Annotated in this window: 10 protein-coding genes and 2 pseudogenes; 4 read left to right on the top strand and 8 right to left on the bottom strand. The window is 49.3% G+C overall.

Features of this window, described 5'->3' with window-relative positions; translation table 11 throughout:
- Nucleotides 1-60: 60 nt before the first annotated feature.
- Complete coding sequence (locus tag HRE53_RS28955) at nt 61-1,470, top strand: hypothetical protein (protein WP_235111941.1); 1,410 nt, start codon at nt 61-63, stop codon at nt 1,468-1,470.
- 139 nt (nt 1,471-1,609) lie between these two features.
- Here the strand turns inward: HRE53_RS28955 and HRE53_RS28950 are convergent.
- A pseudogene (locus HRE53_RS28950) lies at nt 1,610-2,851 on the bottom strand (ISAs1 family transposase).
- Nucleotides 2,852-3,034: 183 nt separating this feature from the next.
- Between HRE53_RS28950 and HRE53_RS28945 the strand changes: the two are divergent.
- Both HRE53_RS28945 and HRE53_RS28940 read left to right on the top strand, forming a co-directional pair.
- Nucleotides 3,035-4,522, top strand: coding sequence for a ShlB/FhaC/HecB family hemolysin secretion/activation protein (locus HRE53_RS28945; protein WP_235111940.1), 1,488 nt, complete (start codon nt 3,035-3,037; stop codon nt 4,520-4,522).
- A gap of 2 nt (nt 4,523-4,524) precedes the next feature.
- Nucleotides 4,525-6,309 (top strand): hypothetical protein, encoded by a 1,785-nt coding sequence (locus HRE53_RS28940; protein ID WP_235111938.1) that lies wholly within the window; start codon nt 4,525-4,527, stop codon nt 6,307-6,309.
- Nucleotides 6,310-6,354: 45 nt separating this feature from the next.
- On the opposite strand, the gene HRE53_RS28935 is transcribed toward HRE53_RS28940, so the two are convergent.
- The gene (locus HRE53_RS28935) at nt 6,355-7,065 is read right to left on the bottom strand and encodes a hypothetical protein (protein WP_235111937.1); all 711 of its coding nucleotides are present in this window, start codon (nt 7,063-7,065) and stop codon (nt 6,355-6,357) included.
- A 27-nt stretch (nt 7,066-7,092) separates the two neighbouring features.
- Nucleotides 7,093-7,650, bottom strand: coding sequence for a DUF6431 domain-containing protein (locus tag HRE53_RS28930; RefSeq protein WP_212666506.1), 558 nt, complete (start codon nt 7,648-7,650; stop codon nt 7,093-7,095).
- A 32-nt stretch (nt 7,651-7,682) separates the two neighbouring features.
- Here HRE53_RS28930 and HRE53_RS28925 point away from each other — a divergent pair, with 32 nt between their 5' ends.
- Entirely contained in the window at nt 7,683-8,360 is a 678-nt protein-coding gene (locus HRE53_RS28925; protein ID WP_315876787.1) for a CHAT domain-containing protein, read from the top strand.
- A 21-nt stretch (nt 8,361-8,381) separates the two neighbouring features.
- Here the strand turns inward: HRE53_RS28925 and HRE53_RS28920 are convergent, their stop codons facing one another.
- From HRE53_RS28920 to HRE53_RS35035, 5 genes and pseudogenes are all read right to left on the bottom strand, one after another.
- Nucleotides 8,382-10,493 (bottom strand): pentapeptide repeat-containing protein, encoded by a 2,112-nt coding sequence (locus HRE53_RS28920; RefSeq protein WP_235111933.1) that lies wholly within the window; start codon nt 10,491-10,493, stop codon nt 8,382-8,384.
- 34 nt (nt 10,494-10,527) lie between these two features.
- A pseudogene (locus tag HRE53_RS28915) lies at nt 10,528-11,584 on the bottom strand (IS630 family transposase).
- A 63-nt stretch (nt 11,585-11,647) separates the two neighbouring features.
- The gene (locus tag HRE53_RS28910) at nt 11,648-12,529 is read right to left on the bottom strand and encodes a hypothetical protein (protein ID WP_235111931.1); all 882 of its coding nucleotides are present in this window, start codon (nt 12,527-12,529) and stop codon (nt 11,648-11,650) included.
- A gap of 5 nt (nt 12,530-12,534) precedes the next feature.
- Complete coding sequence (locus HRE53_RS28905; RefSeq protein ID WP_235111161.1) at nt 12,535-13,458, bottom strand: IS4 family transposase; 924 nt, start codon at nt 13,456-13,458, stop codon at nt 12,535-12,537.
- Nucleotides 13,440-13,679 (bottom strand): transposase, encoded by a 240-nt coding sequence (locus HRE53_RS35035; protein ID WP_235107289.1) that lies wholly within the window; start codon nt 13,677-13,679, stop codon nt 13,440-13,442. The genes HRE53_RS28905 and HRE53_RS35035 overlap by 19 nt, the downstream gene beginning before the upstream one ends.
- Nucleotides 13,680-13,742: the final 63 nt, after the last annotated feature.

Genomic DNA, 13,742 nt, shown 5'->3' with positions numbered 1-13,742 from the left:
AAAATTGAAGTTGAGAGTAAAAATATATCCATTAGTAAATTTGGGTATATCACATCATCTGTGTTTGGGAACGGCCCTGGGGGAAGCGTCAATATTAATGTTCAAGATTTACTTCTAATTGATGGTACGCCTATCATACCTGTAACCTTTACTAATAGTGTCATCAATACTTTTTCAGTTAATGGTGCTGCGGGGAATATTTTTCTAAGCGGTAAGCAGCTTAAAGTGCTGAATGGTGGCTTTGTAACTTCCCAGACTACCAGCTCTGAACCCGGAGGGAATCTGAATATAAATTTTTCAGAATCTATTGATTTGATAGGCTCAAGTGTTGCAGATATAGGTGGAAATAGCTTTCTTCCAAGTACTTTAACATCAGGGACGACTGGGCAAGGAAATTCTGGGGATATTCAGTTATTTACTAAACGATTAAATATTACAGGGGGAGCGAATATTAATGCCCTTACTGCTGCTCAAGGAAATGGTGGTGAAATTCGTATCAATGCAACAGAGTCTTTAAGAATCTCTGGCGAATCACCCAATTCCTCAGATGACTTAACTCTGAATATCAGTGGAATATTTTCTACTGGCTCTAATATCAATCCGTTATTCATTAGTTTCTTTGGGCCTGACGCTTTATCGGGAGATGCAGGAAGAATATCGATTAATACTGGGGAGTTGGTACTTGATAGCAATGCTCAAATAGGTGTCCTTAATCAGGGAGCTGGGAACGCAGGAACGATTGATGTCAAAGCCTCGAAAATATCCATACTGAATGGGGCCTCGATTAGTGCTGAGACGTTTTCAGGGCAAGGTGGTGAAATTGCTATTAGTTCTGGATTTCTGAATCTTAGGAACGGCAATATAACAGCTTCAGCTAGGCAGGACGGACCTGGAGGAAATGTCACCCTCAATTCCAATTTAGTCGTCGCTATTGAACAGAGCAATATTTCTGCCAATGCTCAAAATGCTCAGGGTGGAAACATCCAGATCAATACCCTTGGCCTCTTCCTATCCCCAGATAGTACCATCACAGCTACTTCCCAACTTGGTACTCAGTTTGATGGCAGTGTCGATGTGGAAGTTGAAATTACTGACTTTAACCGTGATCCAAACCTGAATATCCAATCTGAACCCCCTGAGCTATACGCTTCCTGCGGCCCCACTTACCGCGATACTCTAGCCTACTATCGGGTTGGCTCGGCGGGACAACCCATCAACCCTGAAACTCTTCCAGGTTCGGAAAGCCGCTGGATGCAAGTCGCCAAAGCGAGGTATGATCAACGGCGATTGACATATGCTGATCCGAAAACGGGGGAACACAAGCCACTGAAACGAGTGGTGGGATGGAAGACGAATGATAACGGCACCGTGACATTCGTAAACGATCCACGAGAAGCAGATCAGTATGCTTCCGAGATCGCATCCACACTCCAGGCTTGCCAACCGGATCCAACCGCAAAAGCTGGTTAACACCACCAATAATGAATAAACCATTATCCATCCTGCTCGGATTGGGTATCAGTTGCTGCAGTCTTAAACCGCTCGTGGCACAAGAGGCTCCGATCCTCCCAGACACCCTCCCCCTCCCCCCAGGGTAAGCGCAAGAAAATCAAGCCTCTGAAAGGCTAGACTGTAAAGGAAGAGAAGCGCCTAGAACTTTGAGCATATACGCTTCATCCATGCTCGCCCGTTTTAGTTTTTGACGGGTACTTCGCTTAAAGGACGTTTCTTGATTGAGAAGGTTGATGCTCCAGCGTCTCAGGATGGCCATGTTTTCCGGCGCATGTCCTGTGCGAATGCGGCTAGCATCTTCGCCAAAGGTCACGTCTAAGACCCAGTGGAGTTGGTTCTCAATCGACCAATGCTGGCGGATGGCTTTGCCCAACTGCTGAGCATTTGGCGGTAGAGAACTGATATAAAACATCACCTCATAGGTGGTTTTGTTCCACAAGTGACGGGTTCGAGCGACCTTGACGATGGTTTGCAAGCCCTTCCACTGCGCCTGCTTGTACAGAGGACCCATCTGTTGAAGGGACACGGCCCAAACTTGTCGTTTTTCGCGACGATGGTGCCCTGCTTCCACCCGCGCATCATAGCTGTGCTCAATGCACTTACACTCATTCGCTTCAGCCGTTTCAAACTATTGCTCAACCTGCTCAAACAGCGTGGGATGATTCTCCTTGAGGGCCAGCACATAGTCAGCCTCTTTAGCTTGAATGTGGCGGGCAATCTCGTGCTGAGTTCCCATTGCATCAATGGTAATAATGCACCCGGCAATGTCTAATAGCTCTAGCAGTGCTGGAATAGCGGTAATTTCGTTACTCTTGTCTGCAACTTTGACCTGTCCTAGAAATAACCGATACTCACTGGCCCAAGCACTGACCAGATGCAATGCGGATTGGTCTTGATTGCGATCATAGGAACCTCTGAGTTGTTTGCCGTCAATCGGTATCACTTGAGCGCCGAGGGTTGTCACTACCTGATCCAACCAGTGATTGAAACTCCGTTCAAAAGCGGAGGGGCAAATACGCTCAAACACTCGTCGATAGGTGTCTGCTGTCGGCATCCCAGACGGTAGGCTCAGAAAACTCGACAACCAATCTTGATGGCTTAGACCATAGGTTTCAATGTCTTCCCACCCTTGTGCGCCACCTAAACTTGCCAATAGTCCAATCACGACGATGCTGACAAACGGATGCTGGACACCTTGGCCTCCCCGTGGATCAGGCAAATCTTCAAAACACTCGGACAACTGTTGATAAGCCTGATCGCAATCACTGGCAGGCAGGAGTGACGAGGATGAGTCAGTGGAAGCTGGTGAGGAAGGCGGCTTGCTGAATCCTGTAGCCATGGGGAAACCCTTTTAACAGAATGGAGTTCCATAGCATATTACAGCTTCATTTTTCTTGCGCTGCCCCTGCCCCCCTCCCCGAGGAGTCCCCCCCCAGATGCTCCAACCACTCCACTTCCACCGACCCTTGAAATCAATCCCTTTCAGTTACCCTCTGGGATTGATCCACGACTAGATCGCAGCTTGGTCGTTACCCCCGAGCAGTTCGTCTTTGAAGGGAATACCGTTTTCTCGAATGAGCAATTGCAGGCTGAAGTCGCAGAATTTATCGGCCAACCCCAGACGATCACAGACCTACTGACCGTAGAAGAAAAAATTACCCAACGCTATGCCAAAGAGGGGTACATCAACTCCGGGGCTAATATTACCCTCGGCCAAGAGATCGACCCCTCTAATGCAGTAATCACCATTGAAATCATAGAGGGGCGAGTCACCGATATCGCCATTCAGGGAGCAGATCGTCTTGAATCTTATATTCGAGATAGGATTGAACCCGTGACGGAGGGCGTACTCCGGGAGCAAGACCTTCAAGATGCCCTGAGATGGCTGCAAGTAGATCCGCTGATACGGGGCATCAATGCTCAGCTTACGCCCAGTGCAGTGGTCGGCCAAGCCACCCTCACCTTGGATGTTAACCCCCATAAACCCTTTAGCCTAGACGTTTTTGCCAATAACAATCGCGCCCCCTCTGTCGGCACCTTTGAAAGAGGAGCCACGGCCACCTACCGCAACGTCACGGGCCTGGGCGATAGTGTTGATCTCACCTTTCGCAACACAGACGGCAGCAACTTGGTGAGTGTCAACTATGCCACCCCAGTCAACATCCAAAACGGCACCGTGGGCCTCAGTTTCACCTATGGCGATAACGATATTGTCGAAGAACCCTTTGATCTGATCGACCTCAACACCAGCGCCTTCCAGTTAGAAGCCTCCTATCGCCAACCCATCCTGAGAAAAATCAGTGGCAATCAGATCCAAGAATTTGCCCTTGGTGTTTCCCTCTCCCGCCTGGAGAGCAATGAAAGTCTATTGGGAATTCCCTTCCCCCTTACAGAAGGCGCAGATGGAACGGGCCAAACGAACTCCACCGTGCTACGCCTCACCCAAGATTGGAACAATCGAGACCGCAACGACTCCATCATTCTCAGATCTCAATTCAATATTGGCCTGCCCATCAGTACCCGCAACGCCGATTTATTTGGTGATGGCACCTTCTTTGCCTGGAGAGGTCAAGCACTCTGGGCACACCAATTTTCTAAATTCACCTGGGTCAATCGCGGTGGAGTCCAGTTCGCAGATGGACCCGTGATTCCTTCTGAGCAATTCAGCCTGGGGGGAGTATCAACGGTGCGTGGCTATCGACAGGATGGCCTCACCCGTGATAGTGGTTTATTCTTCTCCTCAGAGTTGCGAGTTCCCCTATTCTCAGGCTCCGCAGGCACCCTCCAACTCGTCCCTTTCATCGATGTGGGGCATGGCTTTAATCAGGGACAGCGTTTCTTACCCAACCCCAGCCAAACTTTAGCGTCCGTGGGATTAGGTCTGCGCTATGACCTCTCAGAAAGAATCAGTGCCCGTATTGACTTCGGCATCCCCTTACTCAATCAGCCAGATCGACGGCCTACTCTCCAAGAAGAGGGGCTATATCTATCCATCACTGGGAGGCTTTAACGTTGAAGCACATTGCCAAAATCCTACTCCTATCCCTGCTGCTCATCCCAAGTGCAAAAGCAGCAGATCTCCCCCCCTTAGACAAAGCGGATGCCCTCACTGTCCAGGGTAACCAGCAATTAGATCAAGGGAATCCTAGTGGTGCTTTTGCCTCCTTTGAAAAAGCCCAATCGTTTTACCAGGAAAGCAACAATAAGGAAGGTGTTAAAGGATCTCAGATCAACAAAGCCCTAGCCCATCAGCAGCTCGGGCAATACCTCAATGCCTGTCGTGAAGTGAGCTTTGCCCTGGCGATTGAGAGGTATTGCCAATCAGACGCTCCTACCACTCCTCTTGTGGATCGAACCTTTGATACGACGGATCTGATTGCCCTACAAAACCTGGGCAAGATCTTTCAGGAACTAGGATACCTAGAACGATCCGAGGAAGTCCTCACCCTTGCGATCGCAAACGCAAAACAACAAGGCAATCAGGCCCAACAGCTAGCGAGTCAACAGACCCTCGCCAATACACGGACCATTCAGGTAAGGTCAGCAATTCAGAAATTTCAAATCTCAGGGGAGGCCCTGGTTCAAGCGACCCAAGTTAAAGCAGCAGAGAAAACTGCCAAACAAGCCTTTGCGGACTATGAAGCCTTAGACACTAGCCAAGCCCGACTCGGATGGCTCAGCCTCTATGATGATCTTGATCAGTGGATAGCTTCAGATGGCCCAGGCATCTTTGAGATGGTTGAATTACGGGATTCACTTCAATCCAAACAAGGGCAAATCCTACAAACCTTATTGCAATCTGACCTCAATGCACTCTCACCCATCTCACGGGTGTATGCCCATCTGAAAATATCCAAAATTATCGCGAAACAATCGGGGAAACTCTCAGGGAAACATCCCCTGGTTCTCGCTTTTGAACAGGCCCAGACCGCTCAAAACCTGGCGAACGAGCTGGATAACTATCGAGCCTTGTCCTTCGTCTATGGTCAACTGGGTCGGCTCTATCAGCAGAGTGGTCAGAGCGATCTCTCCATGCGCTCCTATGAGCTGGCCGCCCAGTTCGCCCAGTCCGTCCAAGCTTGGGATGGTCTTTACCAATGGCGCAGTGCCCTAGCCCAGCAGTATGAGGATCAGGGGCAAACCCAGCAGGCGATCACCTCCTACACAAGCGCGATTTCGGCCCTTGAGCATGTGCGCTGGAACCTATTGCCCGTCACCTCCGATCTGCAATTCTCCTTTAAAGAAAAAGTGGAACCCGTTTACCAGCAATATATGGGGCTGTTGCTGAAGACGGATAACCCCGATTTGACGCTCGTTTCTCAAGTCAATCAAAGTCTGCGACTTGCTGAATTAGAGAACTATCTCAAGTGCGGGGAAACTAACTTAGTGCCCCTGGCACAAGCTCAAGATTCTCAACAAGTTGTCGTGCAAATCTTAGATCTTGGGGACCAAACCACCGTCATTGTTGGCGATACCCATTACACCGTAGACCCTAATCAACTCAAGACGACGATTGACGAACTAACAGTTGCTCTGCAAGGGGATAATTTCTATGACATGCGTCAGTCGCAATACCTTCCCCTCTTGCAGTCGCTGTATCAGCAGATCCTTGAGCCTGCAGTGGCAAAAAATCTAATCCTAGAAGAAACCCCCATTAAGTTCCACCTGAGTGGTCCTCTGCAAAATATCCCAATGGCGTTACTCCATGATGGCAAGCGTTATCTGATTGAGCGTAACCCAGTTGCACTATCAAATGGCTATGTCAGAGCAGATAGATCAGAAAATGGTGTCTGCTAGAAAGTAGGCGCAAGCATGGCATCCAGACTTCCCACGGTGCATAGGTTAAGAGCCTCCATCCAAGGCATACCTTTGAGCTGAACTCCGAAATGTTCCGCTAAAGATTGCCCCCGCCTTTTTCGCATCAGGGAGAAACTGTCGTAGATTATTCACAATCGCCCAGGCATTCACCATGGGATTAATGGCATCCTCTGCTCGATATTGCCCAAATTTTATGAGCTTCTTGTCCAAGAATCGCATGGAGCGATCTAAAGGTGCAGAATAGGCGGAAGCGTCTTTATGTTTCAGGTGATTCGTAAACAGAAAGCGTTTGTGCTTGAGAATATCTAATCGTTTGAGCAACATTGGCTCATCGGCATAGCGTTCACGATTGCGCCGTACCCTTTGTGAATAAGACGCTAGTGAAGAAGCATTTAGAACTGAATCGAAATCATCTTTGAGTTGTTGGAGTTGGTCAGGTAGCCAATCAGGGTGGGTCTTTGAGAAATCATCAAACGTGGCACTCACCCGTTTTTGGCCATGGAGTTTGCACTCTATCAAGTCGAGGCCAACCTCAGATATCCAAGCATTTTGAGAAGCGACCCAGCCGTCGGTGGTCACCGATGCGGGGACATACAGTTGTGCTTGATCCAAGTGGCCTGTGGCTTGTGCGGCGGCGTCCATTTCCGTCAGAAACCGATGGATGGTGACTTGAAAAGCATCCTCATCCGTGGACTTCATCAATTCGGTATACCAAATCAATTCAGCTTGAGCCACCAAAAACAAGTAGATTTGCTCCCCCCTCTAAACTGGCAAACTTCTCGTCACTGAGTAAATGGGCGGGGGGGTGAGTCCCAGACGCAGTAAAAGTAAATACACAGGCATCAAGTTCCCCAACCACTGCACCAGACTCCAAACCCAACCGGGTTGCCAACCTCGCTCTGCTCCCTGCCAGCTATAAATCGTAGCCGTCTCTCTGTTGCTCAGTCCCATGCCTAAATTCAACTCCAGCAGTTTCCCCAAGCAGTCGGCATCTTGACGACGATAGCGCAGGATAAAGCTGGGCAAAACCGTGAAAACGGCTCGACAGCTTTGGCAGCGCACTCGACAGATAGGGATTGTCTCGACTGGTCCTAACCACCCTTGAACTTGGCGCTCTCGTAGAGCATGGAGCGTATAACGACTGGTATCACGGCAGCAGGGCTTATGACGTTCTGGAGAGAGTTGGGCTGTCAGGGGCGCTTGCAGATACTCGATTAAGGGGCGGCGATTGTCTGCTTGCACCAGGTCTAAATAGTCTTGTTTGGTTGCACCAAAATGAACAATTGCCGTACGATTTTGATGGGCTTGTTTTTCAGTCATGACTAATTCGCTACGCTCAGAGTCACTGAAGTATAAGCTTTTCAGACCTTTGCTGTCTCAGACACCATTTTCTGATCTATCTGGTCAGAGAGTCTATTCCCCCCTCTCGTCAACCTGGAGCTGTGGTGGGAGGGGTATCTACAAATAGTCCGAGCTTGCAGAAAACAGCGTTAGCCCCCTTGCCTGAAGTCGCTGAAGAAGTGGGAGTAATTCAAGCAACTTTCCCTGATGCCAAGTTGATTCTAAACAAAGATTTCACCTATCAAAACATCCTCAAAAACGTAGAAAAGCCCACTTCAAAAATTCTCCACCTGTCTACTCACGGGCAATTTAGCTCTGACCCCACCCAAACGTTCTTACTTGCATGGGACCGACCTTTGAATGTGAAAGATATTTCTGGTGTATTGGAAGCGGGGAGTGGTGGAGGACTAGATCTACTCTTCCTCAGTGCTTGTCACAGTGCCCAAGGTGATCCGAGATCGTTATTAGGTTTAGCGGGCCTTTCCGCACAATCCGGGGCGAATAATACCGTTGCCTCTCTGTGGTCTGCAGATGCGGCTGCATCAGTGCTAGTGTCTCAAGAATTTTATGCAGCTGTCAAAAATCAGAAACCCATGAATGAAGCACTGAGACAAGCGCAATTGAAGCTATTAAAATCAGAGTATGCCCATCCCTACTACTGGGCAAATTATGTGCTGGTCCAGCTTTAATTCATCAACAGCAACCCGAAATCAACGATATCGTTCCTTCTCTACCCATTGTTCAGCTTCTTCCAAGGTCTCAAAATCTACGGGAAAGCGATCATGGAGAACTCCCACAAGCCTATCCCAATCACAGTTGGAATCAATATCGATACTTGAGGGCATAAATGTACCGCAAATGAGTGGTGGGTCAACACCTTCCAGTTGATCACTTGTTAGGTTGAGAGAATCACTCAAAACCGTTCGTATTAAGAGAGCTTCGTCGAGGTCGGCGCTGCTGAGGTCGGCGAGGCTGAGGTCGGCGCTGCTGAGGTCGGCGAGGTGGAGGTCGGCGAGGTGGAGGTCGGCGTTGCTGAGGTCGGTGCTGCGGAGGTCGGCGCTGCTGAGGTCGGCGTTGCTGAGGTCGGTGCTGCGGAGGTCGGCGCTGCTGAGGTCGGCGAGGTGGAGGTCGGTGCTGCGGAGGTCGGTGCTGCGGAGGTCGGCGCCGCTGAGGTCGGCGCTGCTGAGGTCGGCGCCGCTGAGGTTGGTGCCGCTGAGGTCGGCGCTGCTGAGGTCGGCGCTGCTGAGGTCGGCGTTGCGGAGGTTGGCGTTGCGGAGGTCGGTGCTGCTGAGGTCGGCGTTGCTGAGGTTGGCGCTGCGGAGGTCGACGAAGCTGAGGTCGGCGAGGCTGAGATAAGGCCCAACCGTTATAGCAAACATCCCTGTTCCAAGAGCATCTGCATAATAAATAATTCTGAGGAGACGATTGACTTGAAAGCCTTTTGTATTAGCTTCACCACAGGGATCAAAATAGATCTCAAGAGGTATTTCTTTTCTACAATAGGGATAACCCTCTGGTTGCGCAGATGCATGTAGCCTAAACAGAAAAATCATCACGTTTAGCCCCGTAAATACATCTACTTGCTTTAATCCGGTGGGGATCTCTTGATCTAGCAGTTGTATCAGTTTCTTTTGGGGAAGATTCTCATTGGGAGGAGCATCCAAAAATTCGTTTTGGCACCAGCGGCTATAGAAATTGCTGAGTCGCTTGAACAGCTTTACACGGTCAATGTCGCTCTCATCTAACAGCTCCCACAAATAGGCAACAATTTCTTGACTCAGGCCGCCATAGTCTAATACATCGTAGATTTGTTCATTTAGGGCTCGTTCATCTAACCGAAACCGTTGTCGTTTATCTAACTCCGTCCAGGCTTCAAAGGCAATCAGTAATCGCTCTGCAAATAAATACTCGCCAAAGCTCTTGTGGGCAAATTCCACAGAACCTCGTTGATCTCTTTCTCCCGGTTTGAGATAAAAGGTGGTCAGTAAATTATTCAGCGCCTTGTCCTCGGATTGCCCAGTAGTTTCCTGGGCTTGCTTCAGTAATTCAGCGATGGGGTTGCTGCTGTCGTTAAACCGCTGTTTCACCATTTCCAGTCGGGCTGTTTCATTGCCAGACTGCACCACACACAACGCCGCTTCCTGCAGTATCTCCCGTAAATCTTCCAAGTTATCTAATCCACAGAGCCGCAAGTTCTCATCCTGCCGCTGTTTTTCCAGCACCCAATCCACTGCTGCTCGATAAATCCGCAGCTTGGCCTGAGTATCCTGAGGGCGACCCGTTTGAGTATCGGCAAACATCTCTTGGGTTAGATGCCCCTCTCGATTGAGCCGCGCTAGCAAATACAGCAGCAGCGGCTCACGGGCTAGAGTATCCGTGATGTCTTTGGGACAGGCCGTCAAAAACTGCCGGAACTGATTGACCTTGTCTTCTCCAAATAGGGCTTGCCATTTGTTCAGCCAGCATTCCCTCAACCCATCTCCCATGGGTTCCAGTCGCACCCTCTCCAAGTCTTTGTTTTGGGTGATCAGCCGATCGATTCCCTGCAGCGCTAAAGGGCGTCCTGTTACTAGCAGTTGATGGTGGCTACGCCGCTGAAAATCCGTCACCTGCTGCAAAAATTCCTTTAAACCACCCGTGGCCCGCCCCTCTAACAAGAGTTCATCAAAGCCATCCAAAATAATCAAAAATCGTGTGTTTTTATCCGCTAACCAACTCGATTCCCCACGAACGAATTTCACTTGTTCTAAATCTGGGCAGTCTTCTAGGGTTTCCGTTAGGTTGTTTGCTAGTGTCCGTAAGTCTCGTAGCCGAATCCGCACGGGAATAAAGGCATCCCCAAATTCTGAATATACTCTAGACGGCTAAGATATTAACTTCTTTAAAAGACTGAAACTTGAGTGATAGAAGGCTTGTTAGTTTCGCCTTGTGCTCTCCATTGCATTGATCAATGCAATGTTGAATGGCCCCTTTGAAAGAGTGAAAATCGGCATAATACTTCGAGTAGAGACATTCCTTGCGCACAAAGCGCCAAAGCCGCTCAATCAAATTCAAATGGGGGTGAATAGGAGGGCAAATAGACTAACTCAATATCGACGATCTCAGCAAAGTCAGTCACCAGCTGGCATTTTTGATATCGGGCATTGTCTAAAATGACGCTGATGGGTATGACTGGGTCGAGTAGTGCCAGCTTGGCTAGCAACAGACACATGCTATGAGAGTTGATGTAGGTGTGGTTGGTGATACTGGTGACTTCTTTGGTGACAGCGTTGAGTGCACCCAGAACATTGAATCGTTGACGGCCAGAAGGAGACGGGATGAAGATCCGACGAAGGCACCAGAGAAACCCCAGATAAGCCCGGTGAACAAAATGAGCAGCATCCACAAAAAAGACAAGACGCTCTTGGCGTTGAGCTTCCTCTAATAAGGGTTCAAGGCGAGTTTGTCGAAACTGCTCTTGCTCCTCAATTTTCTCGGGCAGACTCGACTTTCCCGGCACATACCCCACTTTTCGATAGCGACAACCAATGCGCTTGAGGAAGGCTTTGATCTGGGTTGGAGAACGCTTAATGCCTGTCAATTGTTCAATGACTGCTTGGGCTTCTGCACTGGTGCGGGGCGGGTGGTGCTCAAAGTAGGCTCTCACACTATCGCTATGAGCATTGAGTGAACTAGGTTGACCTTTGTATTCCAGGGTCTTCAGTCCTTCAATTCCGCCTTGTTGATACTGACGAAGGGTTTTAGCTAAGGTCGGACGACTAATCTGACAAAGCTGACAAATCTGGGCATGGGGAAGACCCTGACTTTTCAAGTAGAGCACTTCCATCCGTCGCTGCACCCGTGGGTGAGGATGATGATAGCGTTCGTAGTTGAGGTGTTGGATTTCCTCTGCGGTGAAATCAATTTTAATCATGCAAGTAAGAGAGTAGGTGGGGGATACTCCCAGTGTGCCAAATCTCTCCGCTACTATGTTAAGTCACAAGTCGTCTGCAGTATACACCCAATCGGCAATCATGCGACAAAATACAGATTTCCCCCGGCCTGCCTCACCTTCCATAAACATCACTCTGCGGGACTGATTGGCTGGCTGTTCTAAAGTTTTCCTCGTCCATTCATGACTACAGATGGGACTGACCCCATCTTTTATCTCGCCATTCTGGGTTAAGGGCTGTACCTCTAGCCGTACATAGATATCTTGAAAGCATACCCTGGGGTTACTTTCATCAAATATCTGCTCCTGCGGGGTGGATTTAATCTGCGTCTTTAAATACTCGTCAATAGCCGTATAGCGTTCTAGCTCCTGTTGCCCACCAGTACGGTAAAACTCTGCTAGGGGTTCCACGCTTTCCCCAGCTTCTGCAATCGCCAGATGGAAATACCGATGACTTCCCCACAGGACTTGATCTGCCAATCGTTGGGCTTGGCTGTTGTCCAGTCCGCACTGGTGCAACTGTTCTATCAAAGCTGTGCCAAACTTCTCGGCTAATACGGACTCTCGAAATTGGGTAGTGGCTGTCTTTGCCTCACTGAGGTTCAATTCCGTTCTATAAAATTTGTCGAGCTGTTTCTCCACAACATCCTTGAGAGATAGCTGCGCTAGTGTTGCTTTGATCTGCTCATCCTGTTGCTCCAGCACCGCTTCTAAACTCTGGAGATAGGCGAGTTGGGCGACAATTGCGACTGAATTCTCGAATGTCGGCTCCACTTTTGCCAAGTCAAGCCCAATTTTCAGCAAGTTTATGCCAACAGATACAAACGGCAGCCCAGCAATAGCCAACTTTGTCACTGGAGTATCCAGGGCTTTGATCAGGGGTTCTGCCTTTTGCAAATAAGGGGCAAGCTGCTGAGGGGGCGACATGAAGGCTACAACCCAGCACAGACAAGCTCCATCGCTCTCATCCCCCGTTGATACTCAGGTAGCTTATTGGGAGAGAGTTTCATTAGCTCATCCACCAATCGAGCCAGAACTCCATCCCCCGTTATGGCCCACAGATGAGCAGATAGTCCGACTCGGAATGCACTATGACGCTTGTTCGGTGAAGTGGTGGATTCGGGTCTAGTAATATAGCGCTGTAGTCCTTTTTGCTTGAGATTTTGCCCTTGTAGTGCCGCACTGGTATAGGCAATGGCAATCACAATAACGATAGCCACCAACCGTTCTTGCATGGCTTGAGAGCCTTCGAGACAATAGCCTCCTTGCTTGAAGTCCCGAAACATTTCTTCGATAGAGAAGCGTTTTTGGTAGCTGACGATAGCACTATTGAGGTCACAGAAGTTGGTGAGAATAAACCATGCTTCATCAGGTGCAAAGCCCTGATACCGTCGTTTCCACTTGGCTGCCACATTGAAAGTTCCAAAGCCTTTAGCCTGAGTGACGCGCACATCATTGAGAAATAGCTTTTGACCTGGGACAAGGCCAAACTGTTGGAGTTGTTGAGTAAACTGCTGGGCCAGAGCCACTTCGGTATTGCGCTTGAGTCGCAGACAAAAGTAGACCTTCTGTTGGCCTAACCACTGCCCCAGCTTGACGGAACAAAACTCTCGGTCACCGAGGATGACCAGACGATAGGCTGATAAATGGCGGATAACTGTGCTTAAAACAGCGGTTTGCTCGTCATAGTTGCTGCTGCCCTTTTTGCAGAGGGCTTCACACCATACGGGAATAGCGCGATGTTGCCAGACCACGCTGACCATCAATAGATTAATCACTCCCCAACTCGTACGGTCGATGACGACATAAAGCTGGGAGCCTTGAGGATACTGCTGGCTCAGCCACAGCTTAACCAGCGGTAGCCAAAGCGTTTCAAGCTCAAGGGTCGGTAAGGATAAGAACCGTTGGATTTTTTTCGGCGACTGTCAAAAAGAATCGGCAGTGGCAGCCCTTCTGCTAGCGTCTCGATTTTGACGCAGCGAAGTGTTTGTAATAGATGAACGAGGATCTCTAGGAGAAGATACTGGGCAGGAGACAGTTGACGGCGTAAATGAGGTTGGTATAGTGGCAATATCATTGTCAATAAGGTGAGCTGGAGATACATCATTTGCAGCCCATCTTTTTTCTTGTCTATCGGGTT

Origin of the sequence: Acaryochloris sp. 'Moss Beach', assembly GCF_021497025.1 — a bacterium.
Classification (GTDB): Bacteria; Cyanobacteriota; Cyanobacteriia; order Thermosynechococcales; family Thermosynechococcaceae; genus Acaryochloris; species Acaryochloris marina_A.
This window is presented reverse-complemented; position numbering and strand designations above follow the sequence as displayed.

Coding starts and splice junctions, on each gene's coding strand:
- HRE53_RS28930 (WP_212666506.1), bottom strand. CDS start 7,650: ATGACTGAAAAACAAGCCCATCAAAATCGTACGGCAATTGTTCATTTT.
- HRE53_RS28910 (WP_235111931.1), bottom strand. CDS start 12,529: ATGTCGCCCCCTCAGCAGCTTGCCCCTTATTTGCAAAAGGCAGAACCC.
- HRE53_RS35035 (WP_235107289.1), bottom strand. CDS start 13,679: ATGATATTGCCACTATACCAACCTCATTTACGCCGTCAACTGTCTCCT.